Below are 14307 nucleotides of genomic sequence, written 5' to 3' on the forward strand. Positions count from 1 at the left end.
ATGTTTACTTATCCTCCCGTGAAGAAGGTCTCGGTGGTCATCCCTGTGTATAACGAGCAGGAGAGTTTGCCAGAGCTCATTCGCCGCACGGATACCGCCTGCGCCACCCTTGGGCGTGAATATGAAATCCTGCTGGTCGACGACGGCAGCAGCGATGACTCCGCCCTGATGCTGACGGCGGCGGCCGAAGCCGAAGGCAGCCACGTCGTGGCGGTGCTGCTGAACCGCAACTACGGCCAGCACTCGGCGATCATGGCGGGCTTTAGCCACGTCACCGGCGATCTGATTATTACCCTTGATGCCGATCTGCAAAACCCGCCGGAGGAGATCCCGCGGCTGGTCGAGAAAGCGGACGAGGGCTATGACGTGGTCGGAACCGTGCGTCAGAACCGCCAGGACACCTTCTTCCGCAAAGCCGCATCGAAGACCATCAACCGCCTGATCCAGCGCACCACCGGTAAAGCGATGGGCGACTACGGCTGCATGCTGCGGGCCTATCGCCGCCATATCATCGACGCGATGCTCAACTGCCACGAGCGCAGTACGTTTATTCCGATCCTCGCGAACACCTTTGCCCGCCGGGCGGTGGAGATCCCGGTGATGCACGCCGAGCGTGAGTTCGGCGACTCCAAATACAGCTTTATGCGCCTGATTAACCTGATGTACGACCTGGTGACCTGCCTGACCACCACGCCGCTGCGTCTGCTCAGCGTTTTCGGCAGCGTGATCGCCCTGCTGGGCTTTGCCTTCTCGATCCTGCTGATCGTCCTGCGCCTGGTGCTGGGTCCACAGTGGGCGGCCGAAGGGGTGTTCGTGCTCTTTGCCGTGCTGTTTATGTTTATCGGCGCCCAGTTTGTCGGCATGGGCCTGCTTGGGGAGTATATCGGCCGCATCTATAACGATGTTCGCGCTCGCCCCCGCTACTTTATTCAACGTGTTGTTCGTCAGCCGGAAACGGCATCTCAAGAGGAAGATCGTTCATGAAAGCCGTAGTCTTCGCTTATCACGATATGGGTTGCGCAGGTATTCAGTCCCTGCTGGACGCCGGGTATGACATCGCCGCTATTTTCACCCATCCGGATAACCCCGGCGAAAACCATTTCTTTGCTTCGGTGGCGCGTCTCGCTGCGGAACAGGGTATCCCGGTATGGGCGCCAGAAGATGTGAATCACCCGCTGTGGATTGAACGTATCCGTGAAATAAAGCCGGACGTGCTGTTCTCCTTCTACTACCGCAATCTGCTGGGCGATGAGATCCTCAATCTTGCGCCGCAGGGCGCCTTTAACCTGCACGGCTCCCTGCTGCCGAAGTATCGCGGCCGCGCGCCGCTGAACTGGGTGCTGGTCAACGGAGAGCGCGCAACGGGCGTCACCCTGCACCGCATGATCGGCCGCGCCGATGCCGGCGATATTGTCGCCCAGCAGTCGGTGGTCATTGGGGCCGATGACGTGGCGCTGACCCTGCACCGCAGGCTGTGCACGGCGGCGTCCGAGCTGCTGGGCCAGGCGCTGCCGGCGATCCGCGAAGGCAACATTGCCGCGCGCGCGCAGGATGAGAGCCAGGCGACCTACGTTGGCCGCCGCACGCCGGAGGATGGCCGCCTTGACTGGGAGCAGCCCGCGCAGGCCCTGCATAACCTGGTCCGCGCCGTCTCCGATCCGTGGCCGGGCGCGTTCGGCTACACCGGCGCCAACAAATTTATCGTCTGGAAATCCCGCGTCCGTCACGATCTGCCGGCAGCGAAGCCGGGGACGGTGATCTCTACCGCGCCGCTGGTGGTCGCTTGCCAGGACGGAGCGCTGGAAATCGTCACCGGTCAGACCGATCGCGGCGTCTATATTCAGGGCACGCAGCTGGCGCAGGCCCTGGGCCTGGTCTCCGGCGCGGTGCTGAGCAGCAAGCCGGTCGTGGCGATTAAGCGCCGCACCCGCGTGCTGATCCTCGGCGTTAACGGGTTTATCGGCAACCATCTGACCGAGCGCCTGCTGCAGGACGATAATTACGAAATCTACGGGCTGGATATCGGTTCTGATGCCATCAGCCGCTTCCTCGAGAATCCGCGCTTCCACTTCGTCGAAGGGGATATCAGCATTCACTCGGAATGGATTGAGTATCACATTAAGAAATGCGACGTAGTTCTGCCGCTGGTGGCGATCGCCACGCCTATCGAATACACCCGTAACCCGCTGCGCGTGTTCGAGCTGGACTTCGAAGAGAACCTGAAGATTATCCGCGACTGCGTGAAGTACGATAAGCGCATTATCTTCCCGTCGACCTCTGAAGTGTACGGCATGTGCACCGATAAAAACTTCGATGAAGACAGCTCGAACCTGGTGGTGGGGCCAATCAACAAGCAGCGCTGGATCTATTCCGTGTCGAAGCAGCTGCTCGACCGCGTTATCTGGGCCTACGGCGACAAAGCCGCGCTGCGCTTCACCCTGTTCCGTCCGTTTAACTGGATGGGACCGCGTCTGGATAACCTCAACGCCGCGCGTATCGGCAGCTCCCGCGCCATTACCCAGCTGATCCTCAACCTGGTTGAAGGCTCGCCGATTAAGCTTATCGAAGGCGGCAAGCAGAAGCGCTGCTTCACCGATATCAGCGACGGTATTGAAGCGCTGTTTCGCATTATCGAGAACAAAGACGGCCGCTGCGACGGGCAGATTATCAACATCGGTAACCCGGACAACGAAGCCAGTATTAAAGAGCTGGCCGAGATGCTGCTGGAGTGCTTCGAGCGCCATCCGCTGCGCGGCAAATTCCCGCCGTTCTCCGGCTTCCGCGATGTTGAAAGCAGCGACTACTACGGTAAAGGTTATCAGGACGTCGAGCACCGCAAGCCGAGCATCCGCAACGCGAAGCGCTGCCTGAGCTGGACGCCGACGGTACCGATGGAAGAGACCGTCGAGCATACCCTCGACTTCTTCCTGCGCACCGTTGAGCTGGCGGATGATAAGACATCATGAAACAGGTCGGCTTACGCATAGATGTTGATACCTTTCGCGGCACGCGGGACGGGGTTCCGCGGCTGCTGACCCTTCTGGGCCAGCACGGGATTCAGGCGAGCTTCTTTTTTAGCGTTGGGCCGGACAATATGGGGCGCCATTTATGGCGCCTGATAAAACCTAAGTTTTTGTGGAAGATGCTGCGCTCAAAGGCGGCCTCGCTGTACGGCTGGGATATCCTGCTGGCCGGTACCGCCTGGCCCGGACGGCGCATCGGCGCGGGCAATGAAGAGGTGCTGCGCGCGACGGCACAGGCCCATGAGGTGGGCCTGCACGCCTGGGATCACTACGGCTGGCAGGCATGGAGCGGCGTCTGGCCGCAGGAGCGCCTGACCCTGGAGGTTGAGCGCGGGCTGCTGGAGCTGGAGCGGATTATTGGCCGCCCGGTGACCTGCTCCGCCGTCGCCGGCTGGCGCGCCGACCAGCGGGTTATCAAAGCCAAAGAGTCCTTCGATTTTCTCTACAACAGCGACTGCCGCGGCAGCCGCCCCTTCCGGCCACAGCTCGGCAACGAGACGCTGGGTACCGTGCAGATCCCGGTAACGCTTCCCACCTGGGATGAGGTGGTCGGCAGCGCGGTGGATACCGGTGGCTTTAACCGCTATCTGCTGGACTGCATTCATCGCGACGCGGGCGTCCCGGTCTATACCATTCATGCCGAAGTGGAAGGGATTGCGTTTGCGCAGCAGTTTGATGAGCTGCTGACCATGGCGGCGCAGGAAGAGATCCAGTTTTGCCCGCTGAGCCAGCTGCTGCCCGCTGATTTTAGCGAGCTGCCGGTGGGTAAGGTGGTCCGCGGTGAACTGGCCGGCCGGGAAGGCTGGCTTGGGCGTGAACAATTATTGAGTCAGGACGTATGAAAAGCATTCGTTATGGTATCTCCCTGCTGGCGCTTTTTGCCCTGTATTACGTACTGCCGCTGAATTTTCGCCTGCTCTGGCAGCCTGACGAGACGCGCTACGCGGAGATTAGCCGCGAAATGCTCTCCTCCGGCGACTGGGTGGTGCCGCATTTCCTCGGGCTGCGTTACTTTGAAAAACCGATTGCCGGCTACTGGATTAACAGCATCGGGCAGTGGCTGTTTGGCCACAACAATTTTGGCGTTCGCTTTGGTTCGGTATTCTCTATCAGCGTGACGGCGCTGCTGGTGGCCTGGCTGGCGTGGCGGATCTGGCGGGACAAGCGGGTAGCGATCCTCTCCGGCGTGATGTTCCTCACCGCGCTGCTGGTTTACGGTATCGGCACCTACGCGGTGCTGGACCCGATGATCGCCATGTGGATGGCCTTCGCCATGTGCAGCTTCTGGGGCGCCGCTCAGGCGCAGACCCGGCGGGGAAAAATGGCCGGCTATCTCCTGCTGGGCGTGGCCTGCGGGATGGGGGTGATGACCAAAGGCTTCCTCGCGCTGGCGGTGCCGGTGGTGGGCGTACTGCCGTGGGTCATTGCGCGCAAGCGCTGGCGTGAAGTGCTGACCTGGGGCTGGCTGTCGGTGGTCGCCTGCGTGCTGGTAGTGCTGCCGTGGGGGCTGGCTATTGCCCAGCGCGAGCCGGACTTCTGGCGCTACTTCTTCTGGGTAGAGCATATCCAGCGCTTTGCCGAGAAAGACGCCCAGCATAAGGCGCCGTTCTGGTACTACATTCCGTTCCTGATTGCCGGCAGCCTGCCGTGGCTGGCGCTGCTGCCCGGGGCGCTGAAGCGCGGCTGGACCGAGCGCGACGACGCCCGCGGCGCGCTGTACCTGCTGGGCTGGGTGGTGATGCCGCTGCTGTTCTTCAGCATCGCTAAGGGCAAGCTGCCGACCTACATCCTGCCGTGCTTTGGGCCGCTGGCGATCCTGATGGCCCGCTATGCGCTGAATGCGGCGAAAGCGGGGGCGAAGGTGCTGCGCATTAACGCGATGATCAACATCGGCTTCGGCCTGGTCGGTCTGCTGGCGGTGCTGGCGGTCTCGCCGTGGAGCTTTATGCACCATCCGGTGTGGTCGCAGATTGAGCTGTATAAGTGCCTGCTGGCGGCCTTGATATTTGCTATCTGGGCGCTGGTGGGCTGGCTGACGATGAAGGACAGCGCCCGGCGCTGGCCGCTGGCCGCCTGCTGTCCGCTGGGGCTGGCGCTGCTGGTGGGTTTCGCCATTCCTGACCGGGTGATTGATAGCAAGCAGCCGCAGTTTATGATTGATATCGTCGGCGAGTCGCTGGCGCCAAGCCGCTACGTGCTGACCAACAACGTCGGTATTGCCGGCGGCCTGTCGTGGGAGCTCAGGCGCAGCGATATCATTCTGTTCGATAAGCAGGGTGAGCTAAAATACGGTCTCGACTGGCCGGATGCGCAGGGCCGCTTCGTCAGCGAGGGCGACTTTGCCAGCTGGCTGGCAACGCATCGTCAGCAGGGGCCGGTATCGCTGGTTCTGCTGATGGACAAAGGGGAGAGCATGAACGATCTGCCGCTACCAAAACCCGATAGCTCCTATGAGTTAGGGCGGGTTGTGTTTATCCAGTATCTGCCGCAATGAGTATCTGGATCTGCCTGGCGCTCGCCAGCCTGCTGAGCTGCGCCGGGCAGCTGTGCCAGAAACAGGCCACCCGCCCGTCTAAATCCGGGCGGCGCGGACGGCATATTCTCGGCTGGCTGGGCCTGGCGCTGCTGGCGCTCGGCGGCGGTATGCTGCTGTGGCTGAGCGTGCTGCAGGCGATCCCGGTGAGCATTGCCTACCCGATGCTGAGCCTCAACTTCGTCTGGGTCACCCTCGCGGCGTGGGGCGTCTGGCACGAGCCGGTGGCGCGCCGCCACTGGGTGGGTGTTGGCTTGATTGTCGTCGGGATCGCGGTTCTCGGGAGTAGCGTCTGATGGGCTTAATCTGGGCGCTGCTTAGCGTCGGGCTGGTCAGCGCCGCGCAGCTGCTGCTGCGCGGGGCGATGGTCGAGCTGCCGCCGCTCACCGACCTGGTCGCGTTTATCGGCCATCTTATCCATTTCCGGGCCGGCACCTTCGGCCTGGCGCTGGGGCTGAGCGGCTATCTGCTGTCGATGGTGTGCTGGTACTTTGCGTTGCACCGTCTGCCGCTCGCCAAAGCCTATGCCCTGCTGAGCCTGAGCTACATTGTGGTGTGGGCCGCCGCTATCTGGCTGCCCGGCTGGCACGAGGCTTTCCGCTGGCGCTCGCTGCTGGGGGTGCTGATTATTGTCGCCGGCGTGCTGACCATCTTCTGGCCGCTGAAGCGCAAAGCCTGACTTAGCCCGCCCGTTCGACCTTGAGCTCGAACGGCGTTGGCGTGCACACCGCCAGGCTGAGGTCGCCAGGCTGAAGCTGGCTGACCGACAGCCGTGAGCGGAAGGTGCTGTCAACGCTGGCGATCTGCCAGGCGCTGCCGCCGCGCTGCTTAACGATTGCCTCTTTACGCGTCCAGATGCGCCAGAACGCGGCCAACTGCATTTCCGGCCGTTCGGCCTCCACCTCGGCGTGCTCGCCGGAGCTAAACACCGCATTTGCGATCCGACGCCAGTTTTCACGCGGGCGAATGACTTCAATATCGCAGCCCACTTCGCCCTCGTCGCTGAGCAGCAGCGCAATATGGTCGCCGCTGTGGCTGAGGTTAAACCACAGCGGCGTTCCGTCAGCAAACCCCGGCTTGCCCTGTTCGGCGTAGATAATCTCGGGCAGCGGCGTCACCGCCTGGGAGAGCAGCGCGCGGCCGGCCAGCCAGCCGTCGCGGCGCGCGCCCTGCGGCGCAAGGGCACGGAGCGCCGGCGGTAGCGCCTGGGTGCTTAAGGTCGATATTTTCCCCAGCAAAAGCCGATACATATCAAGACCAACGCTTAATGATGATGGACGTATTGATGCCGCCAAAGGCGAAGTTATTGCTCTGCAGATACTCGCAGTCGATCCTGCGCGCTTCCCCCATGATGTAGTCGAGTTCGCCGCACTGGGGATCCGGCTGGCGCAGGTTGAGCGTCGGGGCGAACCAGCCTTCACGCATCATCTGCAGGCTCATCCAGGCTTCCAGCGCCCCGCAGGCGCCCAGCGTATGGCCAAAATAGCTTTTCAAGGACGAGATCGGCACGCGGTTACCGAAGAGGGCGGCGCTGGCCCGGCTTTCGGCAATATCGCCGCGATCGGTTGCCGTACCGTGGGCCGAAATATAGCCGATATCTTCGGTGCGTAAACCGGCCATGCTCAGCGCCTGCGCCATGCAAATTTGCATCGTTTCCTGCTGCGGCTGGGTGATATGCGCGGCGTCGCAGTTGGTGGCAAAGCCGACGATTTCGCCGTAGATCGTCGCGCCGCGCGCTTTGGCGTGCTCCAGCTCTTCGAGGATAAGCGTACCGGCACCTTCGCCAATCACCAGGCCATCGCGACACGCGTCGAACGGCGACGGGGTGGTTTTCGGCTCATCGTTGCGCTGGCTGGTGGCGAACAGGGTATCAAAGATCGCCGCTTCGGACGGACAGAGCTCTTCGGCGCCGCCGGCCACCATTACCGTTTGATAGCCGTGGCGAATGGCTTCCCAGGCGTAGCCGATGGCCTGGCTGCCGGAAGTGCAGGCGCTGGAGGTGGGAATAACCCGCCCGCGCAGGCCGAAGAAGAGTCCGGTGTTGACCGCGGTGGTGTGCGGCATCATCTGCACGTAGGTGGTGCCGGTAATGTTGTTGGTATGCTTTTCCGTCAGCATGGTGGCAAACTCGCTCACCGGGCCGGTGCTGCCGGTCGACGAGCCGTAGGCAATACCGGTTTCGCCGTTCGTCAGCACCGCTTCGCCAATCAGGCCGGCCTGCTCCAGCGCCAGCTCGCTGGCGCGGGTGGACATCAGCGATACCCGGCCCATGGCGCGAATACGCTTGCGGGTATAGTGCTCCGGCAGGGTGAAATCGTCGATCGGCGCGCCGAGCAGGGTGTGCAGGCCGTCGTAGATTTGCCACTCCGGCATCTTGCGCACGGCGTTCTCGTAAGCGAGCAGCCTGGTGGAAACGTCCTGCCAGTTTTCCCCAAAGGCGGTGACGCCGCCCATCCCTGTGATCACGACACGACGTGTCATAACATACCTCCATTGATGGAAATAACCTGGCGGGTGACGTAACCCGCAATGTCGGACATTAAATAGCTGGCCAGCCCGGCCACTTCCTCTGCCTGGCCCATACGCTTCATCGGGATCATTGCCATCGCCTCTTTCTGCGCGGCCTCTTCCATCTCGATCATCCCGGTATCAATCAGCCCCGGCGCAATGCAGTTGACGGTGATTTTTCGTTTCGCCAGCTCGATGGCCAGCGCCTTGGTGGCGCCGATAATGCCCGCCTTCGCCGCGCTGTAGTTGACCTGGCCCCGGTTGCCCATCACCCCGGAAACGGACGACAGGGTAATAATCCGCCCGCCCTGACGGGCGCCGATCATCGGCATAATGCACGGCTGAATGACGTTGTAAAAGCTGTCGAGGTTGGTGTGAATGACGCAATCCCAGTCGTCGTCGCTGAGCGCCGGGAAGGCGCCGTCGCGGGTGATCCCGGCGTTGCTTACCACGCCGTACCACGGGCCGTGGGCGGCGATATCCTGCTCCAGCACCTCGCGGCACTGCTCGCGGTTGGCGACGTCAAAGCTCAGCACCCGTCCGGCACCGCCGGCGGCCTGCAGGGTCTCGAGGGTCTCCCGCGCGCCCTCGGCGTCGCGATGGTAATGAACGCCGACGGTAAAACCGTCCGCCGCCAGCTGGCAGGCGATGGCGCGGCCAATGCCCTTGCTGGCACCGGTCACTAATACTGAGCGACTCATGGTTTCTCTCCCTGATTAAAAAGCGTCGTTAACTCTTCGGCGGTGGGCTGGAAGGTATTCACCCGGCCGGTTGCCAGCGCCTCATCCCCGGCGCTGATGGCGCACTCGAAGCTGCCAAAACGCGCGTCCTGCATCAGCAGGCTGACGCTGATGGTCAGCGTCCGGCCGGCGGGCAGCACCCCCGCGGCGCAGATAAGCTCCCTGGCGCCGAGCACCATGCCGAGCGCAATAGTGCTTTGCCCCTGCCGGCGGCGATGCCAGCCTGACCAGACGCCGACGGTCTGCGCCATCAGTTCCAGCGCAAACCAGCCGGGCAGGTTACCGTCGGCGTCAAGAAACGGCGCCAGCACACCACGGCCGGTGACGGCAACGCGGCACGCGGCGGTTTCGTCAGTAACCTCCAGCACCTCTTCCAGCAGCAGCATCGGCGCGTCGTGCGGCAGGTAGTCGCCGGGCGATAAATAGTGGTTCATAACACTCTCCCGAGCAAAATGCTGGCGTTATTGCCGCCAAAGGCGAACGAGTTGGACAGGATCGTCGGACGGACCAGCGGCTGCGCTTTTTCGATAATGCCGCAGGCGGGCAGCGCCGGGTCGCGCGGCGAGAGGCTGAAATCCTGAGCCGGCAGCGGCAGGCTGCGCTGTAGGATCAGCATGGCGATTGCCGCTTCGGTGATCCCCGCCGCGCCCAGCGTATGGCCGGTCAGATGCTTGGTGGAGCTGCACGGCACCTGCTTGCCAAACAGCGCGCTCACCACCTGCGACTCCACCTGATCGTTAAGCGGCGTCGCGGTGCCGTGGAGGTTGATGTAGCCCACCGCCTCGGCTGAGAGACCGGCATCGTCGAGCGCCTGGCGAATGGCGCGGATGGCCCCTTCGCCCTGCGGATGAGGGGCCGAAATATGGTGCGCGTCGCTGGACTCGCCCACCCCGAGCAGGGCGATGGGCTGCGGCTCGCGGGTCAGCAGCATCAGCGCCGCGCCTTCGCCGATCGTAATTCCGCTCCGGTCGCGGCCGAAGGGCTGGCACAGCGTCGGGGAGAGGGACTCCAGGCTGTGGAAGCCGTTCACCGGCATCCGGCTGAGGGAGTCGGCGCCGCCGACAATCGCCACGTCCGCGAGGCCGGCCTCGATCAGCCGCCGCCCGCTGATTATCGCGCGGGCGCTGGAGGAGCAGGCGGTGGAGAGGGTAAAGGCCGGGCCGTCGAGATCCAGCCAGTGGCTGAGAAAGCGCGACGGATCGCCCAGCTCCTGCTGCGGGTAGTGCCAGGCCGCGCTCGCCTTCGCGTTGAGGGTTAAGTCCACGTGCCTGTCGCCCTCATCGAGTCCGGAGGTGCTGGTGCCGAGCACCACCGCCACGCGGTCGCGGCCGTAGCGGGCGATAGCGTCGTCCACCTGCGGCTGAATCTGCGCCAGCGCCGCCAGCAGCAGCTGATTGTTACGCGAACGGTGGGCGGCAAACGCGTCGCCGATGGCGGGCAGCTCGCCGTCAACGCCGCCGAGTATCGCCTGCGGTTGCCCCTGCAGCCAGCCGGCGCGCGGGCGCATACCGGGGGCGATGCCGCGCGTCAGGTTACAGGCAATCTCGTCGAGGCTGTTGCCCAGCGCGTTGATCATGCCGACAGCGGAAATGTAGATCATCTCAGTCACCCAGGTATTGAATGGTGATGTGGTAGCCGAAGGCGTGCTGCTGAATGCTGATGGGCTCACGGCGGCCTTTGCGGTTCAGGTAGGTGATTTCCGTCACCAGCCTGCCGCGGGCGTTGCGCAGCTCGCGCCTGTCGCCGGCGTCGGTCAGCGTCCAGCCTTTCGGCAGCTGCGGCTGCCAGGCCGCGATCGGCCAGTGGCTGAGCATCACGTCGGCCAGCACCTGGCTGGCTGGCGGCATCTGCGGCACCACGATCGACTGTTCGGTATGCACGCCTTTTTCATCATAGGTGACGAGGAACAGGCGAATGCCCACCGATGAGAGCCCGGCCAGCGTCACCCTGTGCGCATCGGCGTTGAGCATCACCAGCAGCGACTGGGTCTGGCCGTTAAAGCTGCCGGTAAGCAGCTGCTGTGAGCTGAGCGTCGGCGAGATGCCCGGCGCCGGGAGCGTCACGCGGGTGCCCGGCTCCAGCCACGCCTGCGGGCGGTCCTGCTGCGCCTTCTGCGAATGGCTGCAGCCGGCAAGGGCTAAGGTGGCAATCAGCGCGAGGGCGCGGCCAAATCTGAACGTCATCATCGTCTTTGTTTCCCTTTTTTGCCGGGCATCGCCAGGGGCGATAGCAGGAAGGCGGTGAAAATCCCGCTGACCAGCACGATGCCAAAGCTGGCGATCGCCTGGGTTGAGCTAAATACCAGCATGCCGAGGGTCAGCAGCGTGGTCATCATGGCCAGGGTAACGGCCAGCAGCGAGGTCAGCGGCGTGCCGCGCGGGTTGCTGAAGAACAGCGTGTAGTTGATGCCAATCCCCAGCACCAGCACCAGCGCCAGCAGCGAGAACAGATTGAGCGAGTGGCCGCTGAGGGAGAGCGCCGCGAGGCCGCAGCCTAATGAGAGTACCGAAGGCACGAGGCTGATAAGCCCTTTACGCCAGCCGAGGCGCAGGACCGCCCCGCAGGCGATGGTGGCCAGGGCGATACCCAGCAGCCCGGTGAGCAAATGGCGATAGAGGGCGAAGAGCTCGTCGAAGGCGCTTTTCCTGTCGACCCACGCCACGCCGCTATATTTTGCGCCGAGGGCCTTCAGCGCCGGGCTTTCATTCACGCCGTCAACCGGCACCAGCACGCCGCTCTCGCCGTTCTGCAGGGTTATCCATAGCAGACGCCAGCCTTCGCTGGCCGGGCTGGCAAGCCAGGCCTCCACGGTGACCGGCATGGGGTTAAGATCCGGATTGATTGCCTGCAGCCCGGCGCTTTGCAGCACGCGGCTCACCGCCGGGGAGGCGGCCTTCAGCAGCGTCAGATCCTGATGCTGACGGGCCAGCGAGTTCAGGGGGATCGTCCGGTAGCCGTTAAGCTGCCCCTGCCGCTTCGCCTGTTCCAGCGCCGGCACAAAGGCTTCCAGCCGCTCCAGCGTTTGCTGCGGCGTCCGCCCGTAGACCACGAACCACTTCTGATCGACGCCCTGGCCGGTTAAGGCTGCGATCGTCTTTTCCTGCGCCAGCAGGGGCTGCGGTAGCGCCTGCAGCTGTGAAATATCGTCGTCGACGCGCAGGGTGGCGATCCCCGCCAGCGAGCACAGCGCGAGGGCGACCGGCAGGCCGATGGCGAGCTTTTTATTGCGTCGCCATGCCGCCAGCCAGCGCAGCATCAGGACCATCGCCGGCACCGGGCGCACCGGCAGGCCGCGGGAGAGCAGCGGATGCCAGAAGATAACCGTCAGGCAGGAGGCGCTGAGCCCGGCGGCGGCGAATACCGACATCTGGCGAATGCCGGGGAAGGGCGCGAGCATCATGATCAGATAGGCTACGACCACCGTCAGCAGCGCCAGCAGCAGCGCGTTGCGCACTTTGGCGAGGCTTTGCCACGGCGTGACCTCGCCGCCGTGCACCATCCGCTCGGTCAGGTAGTAGAGCGTGTAGTCGGCGGAAATACCGATAATGCTCATGCTCATTACCAGCGTCATCAGGTGCAGCTCGCCGAACAGCAACAGCGTGGCGACGGTGCCCGCCAGCGCGCCGATGCCGATGGAGATCAGGCTCAGGATCAGCGGACGCAGCGAGCGAAAGACCGCGACGATGAGCAGAATAACGCCCAGGATGGTGGCCACGCCGAGGGTTGATATATCCCGCTTTGCCTGCTGGCTGGCGTAGTCGCTGTAAAATACCGTGCCGCGCGAGAGCAGCTGAGCCTGCGGATAGCGGGCCTTGAGCTCGGCTTCCAGGGCGGAGAGGGTGGTCACAAGACGATGCGTTTGCTGCATATCAAACGACGAACCCGCCAGCTCGCCGTGCAGCAGATACCACTGGTTGCCCTGCTTATCCTCGGTCACCAGCCAGCCATCCTTCAGCTGCATACGCTGGCCGTTTTTCGCCATCGCCAGCTGCGAGCCGCGCATCAGCATCAGCGGGTCATTTTGCAGCTCTTTGCCGCTGACGCCGGAGAAGGCGGAGTAGAGCTGAGAGAGGATCCACTGCGCCTGGGCTTCGCCGCCGTTTTGCAGGCGGGCGCGGGTGGCATCGTCAATCAGTCCGTTGCGGTGCTGCCAGAAAAAAGTGCCCCAGGCCTGCTGGCTGGCGGCATCCATCGGGCCCTTCACCGTCGCCAGCGCGTGGGCGTTCTGCAGCAGCCTGAGCCACTCGCGGGCCACCTGCGGGTCGGCCTGCTTGCCGGGGCTGACCAGCCACACCAGCTGTCGGTCAAGGCGCTGCATAAAGCCCTCATTGAGGCTCGGAGGAACGGCACCAAGCGCCTGTTTCGGCAGCATCGCCAGCACGCTGCTGTTCATCCGCGACTGCGGCAGCAGGGTCAGCAGCACGCCCAGCATCACCAGGCAGGCGAGCCCCCACAGCAGCGCGAAGCTTCTGCGGTTACTGTGCAGCAAATCGTTGGCGTTCGTCATCGGTCAGTTGCGCTGGCGTAAGTTGATGTTGAGAAAGGGTGATATCGGTGCGGTCGCCCTGCTTATCGTTTAGCTGAATGCGTTCCAGGTAGGCCTGTCCGCCGAGATCGATGGTGGCGAAGATTTTATCCAGCGGCGTGGCTATCGGCGTCAGGCGCAGCGTCCAGCGGCCTGCGCCCGCATCGTTAAATTCAACGCGGAAGTTCTGCTCCAGCACCCGGCGATCGGCCTGGAACAGCGCCCGCAGCAGATGGTTGAACTGAAACATCTGCGGGTTGCTCTCGGCGGTGATGACCTGCGGCGGCTGGCCGTTAATCGCCTGCACCATTCGCCTGTCGTCGAGCAGCAGCTGCATCGGGAACGGCTGGGTTTGATCCCACAGCAGGCCCTTATCGCGGGCGATCAGCATCGTTCCCTGAGATCGCAGCGGCTGCGGCAGATCCTTGATGGTGCGGGTTTGATCGAAGTGGGCGCGGATAACCGGCTGCTCGGTGAAGCGCTGCTGCAGATCGTCGAGCGTCAGCGCGCTGACCAGCGGGCAGACGAGCAGCGCCAGCAGGGGCCAGAGTTTCATGGCGTGACCCCCATGCGTTCAAACAGAATATCCGGGCTGACGAAGCTCATTTCCCGGCTTTTCTCCTCTACCGCGACCTGAATGGTGTAGCCGGTGGTGGTCCGTTTTCCGCTGGCCGCGTCGACGATCTCATAGCCAATGCGCAGCCGGTTCTCATACTCTTCGAGGCGGGCGCGCACGCGAAAGCGCTGTTCAAAGGTCAGCACGTCGCGGTACTTAACGCGGGTGTCGACGACCGGCCACAGGTAGCCGGACTCCTTCATCTGCCGGTAGCCGTAGTTGAACTGATTGAGCAGCGCCTCGCGGGCGATCTCGAAGTAGCGGAAGTAGTTGCCGTGCCACACCACGCCCATCATATCGACGTCGTGAAACGGGACGGTCAGCTCTACTTCGGCAGTAAAACGGGGATCGTTAAGCACCCT

The 14307-nt window shown here is 63.3% G+C and carries 15 protein-coding genes; 6 read left to right on the forward strand and 9 right to left on the reverse strand.

What is annotated here, in order from left to right; translation table 11 throughout:
- The 6 genes from arnC to arnF are packed head-to-tail and all read left to right on the forward strand — an operon-like array spanning position 1 to position 6235.
- The gene (gene arnC / locus M2416_RS16490; protein ID WP_076946192.1) at positions 1-984 is read left to right on the forward strand and encodes an undecaprenyl-phosphate 4-deoxy-4-formamido-L-arabinose transferase; all 984 of its coding nucleotides are present in this window, start codon (positions 1-3) and stop codon (positions 982-984) included.
- Positions 981-2966 (forward strand): bifunctional UDP-4-amino-4-deoxy-L-arabinose formyltransferase/UDP-glucuronic acid oxidase ArnA, encoded by a 1986-nt coding sequence (gene arnA, locus M2416_RS16495; RefSeq protein WP_259225758.1) that lies wholly within the window; start codon positions 981-983, stop codon positions 2964-2966. The genes arnC and arnA overlap by 4 nt, the downstream gene beginning before the upstream one ends.
- On the forward strand, positions 2963-3865 hold the full coding sequence (gene arnD / locus M2416_RS16500; protein ID WP_259225759.1) for a 4-deoxy-4-formamido-L-arabinose-phosphoundecaprenol deformylase: 903 nt from the start codon (positions 2963-2965) through the stop codon (positions 3863-3865). Before arnA ends, arnD begins: the two co-directional genes overlap by 4 nt.
- On the forward strand, positions 3862-5517 hold the full coding sequence (arnT, locus tag M2416_RS16505; protein WP_259225760.1) for a lipid IV(A) 4-amino-4-deoxy-L-arabinosyltransferase: 1656 nt from the start codon (positions 3862-3864) through the stop codon (positions 5515-5517). The genes arnD and arnT overlap by 4 nt, the downstream gene beginning before the upstream one ends.
- On the forward strand, positions 5514-5852 hold the full coding sequence (gene arnE, locus M2416_RS16510; protein WP_041143085.1) for a 4-amino-4-deoxy-L-arabinose-phosphoundecaprenol flippase subunit ArnE: 339 nt from the start codon (positions 5514-5516) through the stop codon (positions 5850-5852). Before arnT ends, arnE begins: the two co-directional genes overlap by 4 nt.
- On the forward strand, positions 5852-6235 hold the full coding sequence (arnF, locus tag M2416_RS16515; RefSeq protein ID WP_259225762.1) for a 4-amino-4-deoxy-L-arabinose-phosphoundecaprenol flippase subunit ArnF: 384 nt from the start codon (positions 5852-5854) through the stop codon (positions 6233-6235). The genes arnE and arnF overlap by 1 nt, the downstream gene beginning before the upstream one ends.
- A gap of 1 nt (position 6236) precedes the next feature.
- On the opposite strand, the gene acpT is transcribed toward arnF, so the two are convergent.
- Genes acpT through M2416_RS16560 form a run of 9 tightly spaced genes read right to left on the reverse strand, consistent with a single transcriptional unit; the run spans position 6237 to position 14304 of the window.
- Positions 6237-6806, reverse strand: a complete 570-nt coding sequence (gene acpT, locus M2416_RS16520; RefSeq protein WP_259225763.1) for a 4'-phosphopantetheinyl transferase AcpT — start codon at positions 6804-6806, stop codon at positions 6237-6239.
- A gap of 1 nt (position 6807) precedes the next feature.
- Entirely contained in the window at positions 6808-8037 is a 1230-nt protein-coding gene (locus tag M2416_RS16525) for a beta-ketoacyl-ACP synthase (RefSeq protein ID WP_259225764.1), read from the reverse strand.
- Entirely contained in the window at positions 8034-8765 is a 732-nt protein-coding gene (locus tag M2416_RS16530; RefSeq protein ID WP_259225765.1) for a 3-ketoacyl-ACP reductase FabG2, read from the reverse strand. Before M2416_RS16530 ends, M2416_RS16525 begins: the two co-directional genes overlap by 4 nt.
- Positions 8762-9238: a hotdog family protein gene (locus tag M2416_RS16535; protein ID WP_076946186.1), complete on the reverse strand. Its 477-nt coding sequence runs from the start codon at positions 9236-9238 to the stop codon at positions 8762-8764. Before M2416_RS16535 ends, M2416_RS16530 begins: the two co-directional genes overlap by 4 nt.
- On the reverse strand, positions 9235-10404 hold the full coding sequence (locus M2416_RS16540) for a beta-ketoacyl-[acyl-carrier-protein] synthase family protein (RefSeq protein ID WP_259225766.1): 1170 nt from the start codon (positions 10402-10404) through the stop codon (positions 9235-9237). The genes M2416_RS16535 and M2416_RS16540 overlap by 4 nt, the downstream gene beginning before the upstream one ends.
- A 1-nt stretch (position 10405) precedes the next feature.
- On the reverse strand, positions 10406-10990 hold the full coding sequence (locus M2416_RS16545; RefSeq protein ID WP_076946184.1) for a DUF3261 domain-containing protein: 585 nt from the start codon (positions 10988-10990) through the stop codon (positions 10406-10408).
- The gene (locus tag M2416_RS16550) at positions 10987-13311 is read right to left on the reverse strand and encodes an MMPL family transporter (protein ID WP_259225767.1); all 2325 of its coding nucleotides are present in this window, start codon (positions 13309-13311) and stop codon (positions 10987-10989) included. The genes M2416_RS16545 and M2416_RS16550 overlap by 4 nt, the downstream gene beginning before the upstream one ends.
- Positions 13280-13885: an outer membrane lipoprotein carrier protein LolA gene (locus M2416_RS16555; protein WP_076946182.1), complete on the reverse strand. Its 606-nt coding sequence runs from the start codon at positions 13883-13885 to the stop codon at positions 13280-13282. Before M2416_RS16555 ends, M2416_RS16550 begins: the two co-directional genes overlap by 32 nt.
- Positions 13882-14304: an acyl-CoA thioesterase gene (locus M2416_RS16560; protein WP_041143075.1), complete on the reverse strand. Its 423-nt coding sequence runs from the start codon at positions 14302-14304 to the stop codon at positions 13882-13884. Before M2416_RS16560 ends, M2416_RS16555 begins: the two co-directional genes overlap by 4 nt.
- Positions 14305-14307 lie beyond the last annotated feature (3 nt).

This window comes from Klebsiella sp. BIGb0132, from assembly GCF_024810075.1.
Taxonomy (GTDB): domain Bacteria; phylum Pseudomonadota; class Gammaproteobacteria; order Enterobacterales; family Enterobacteriaceae; genus Klebsiella; species Klebsiella terrigena.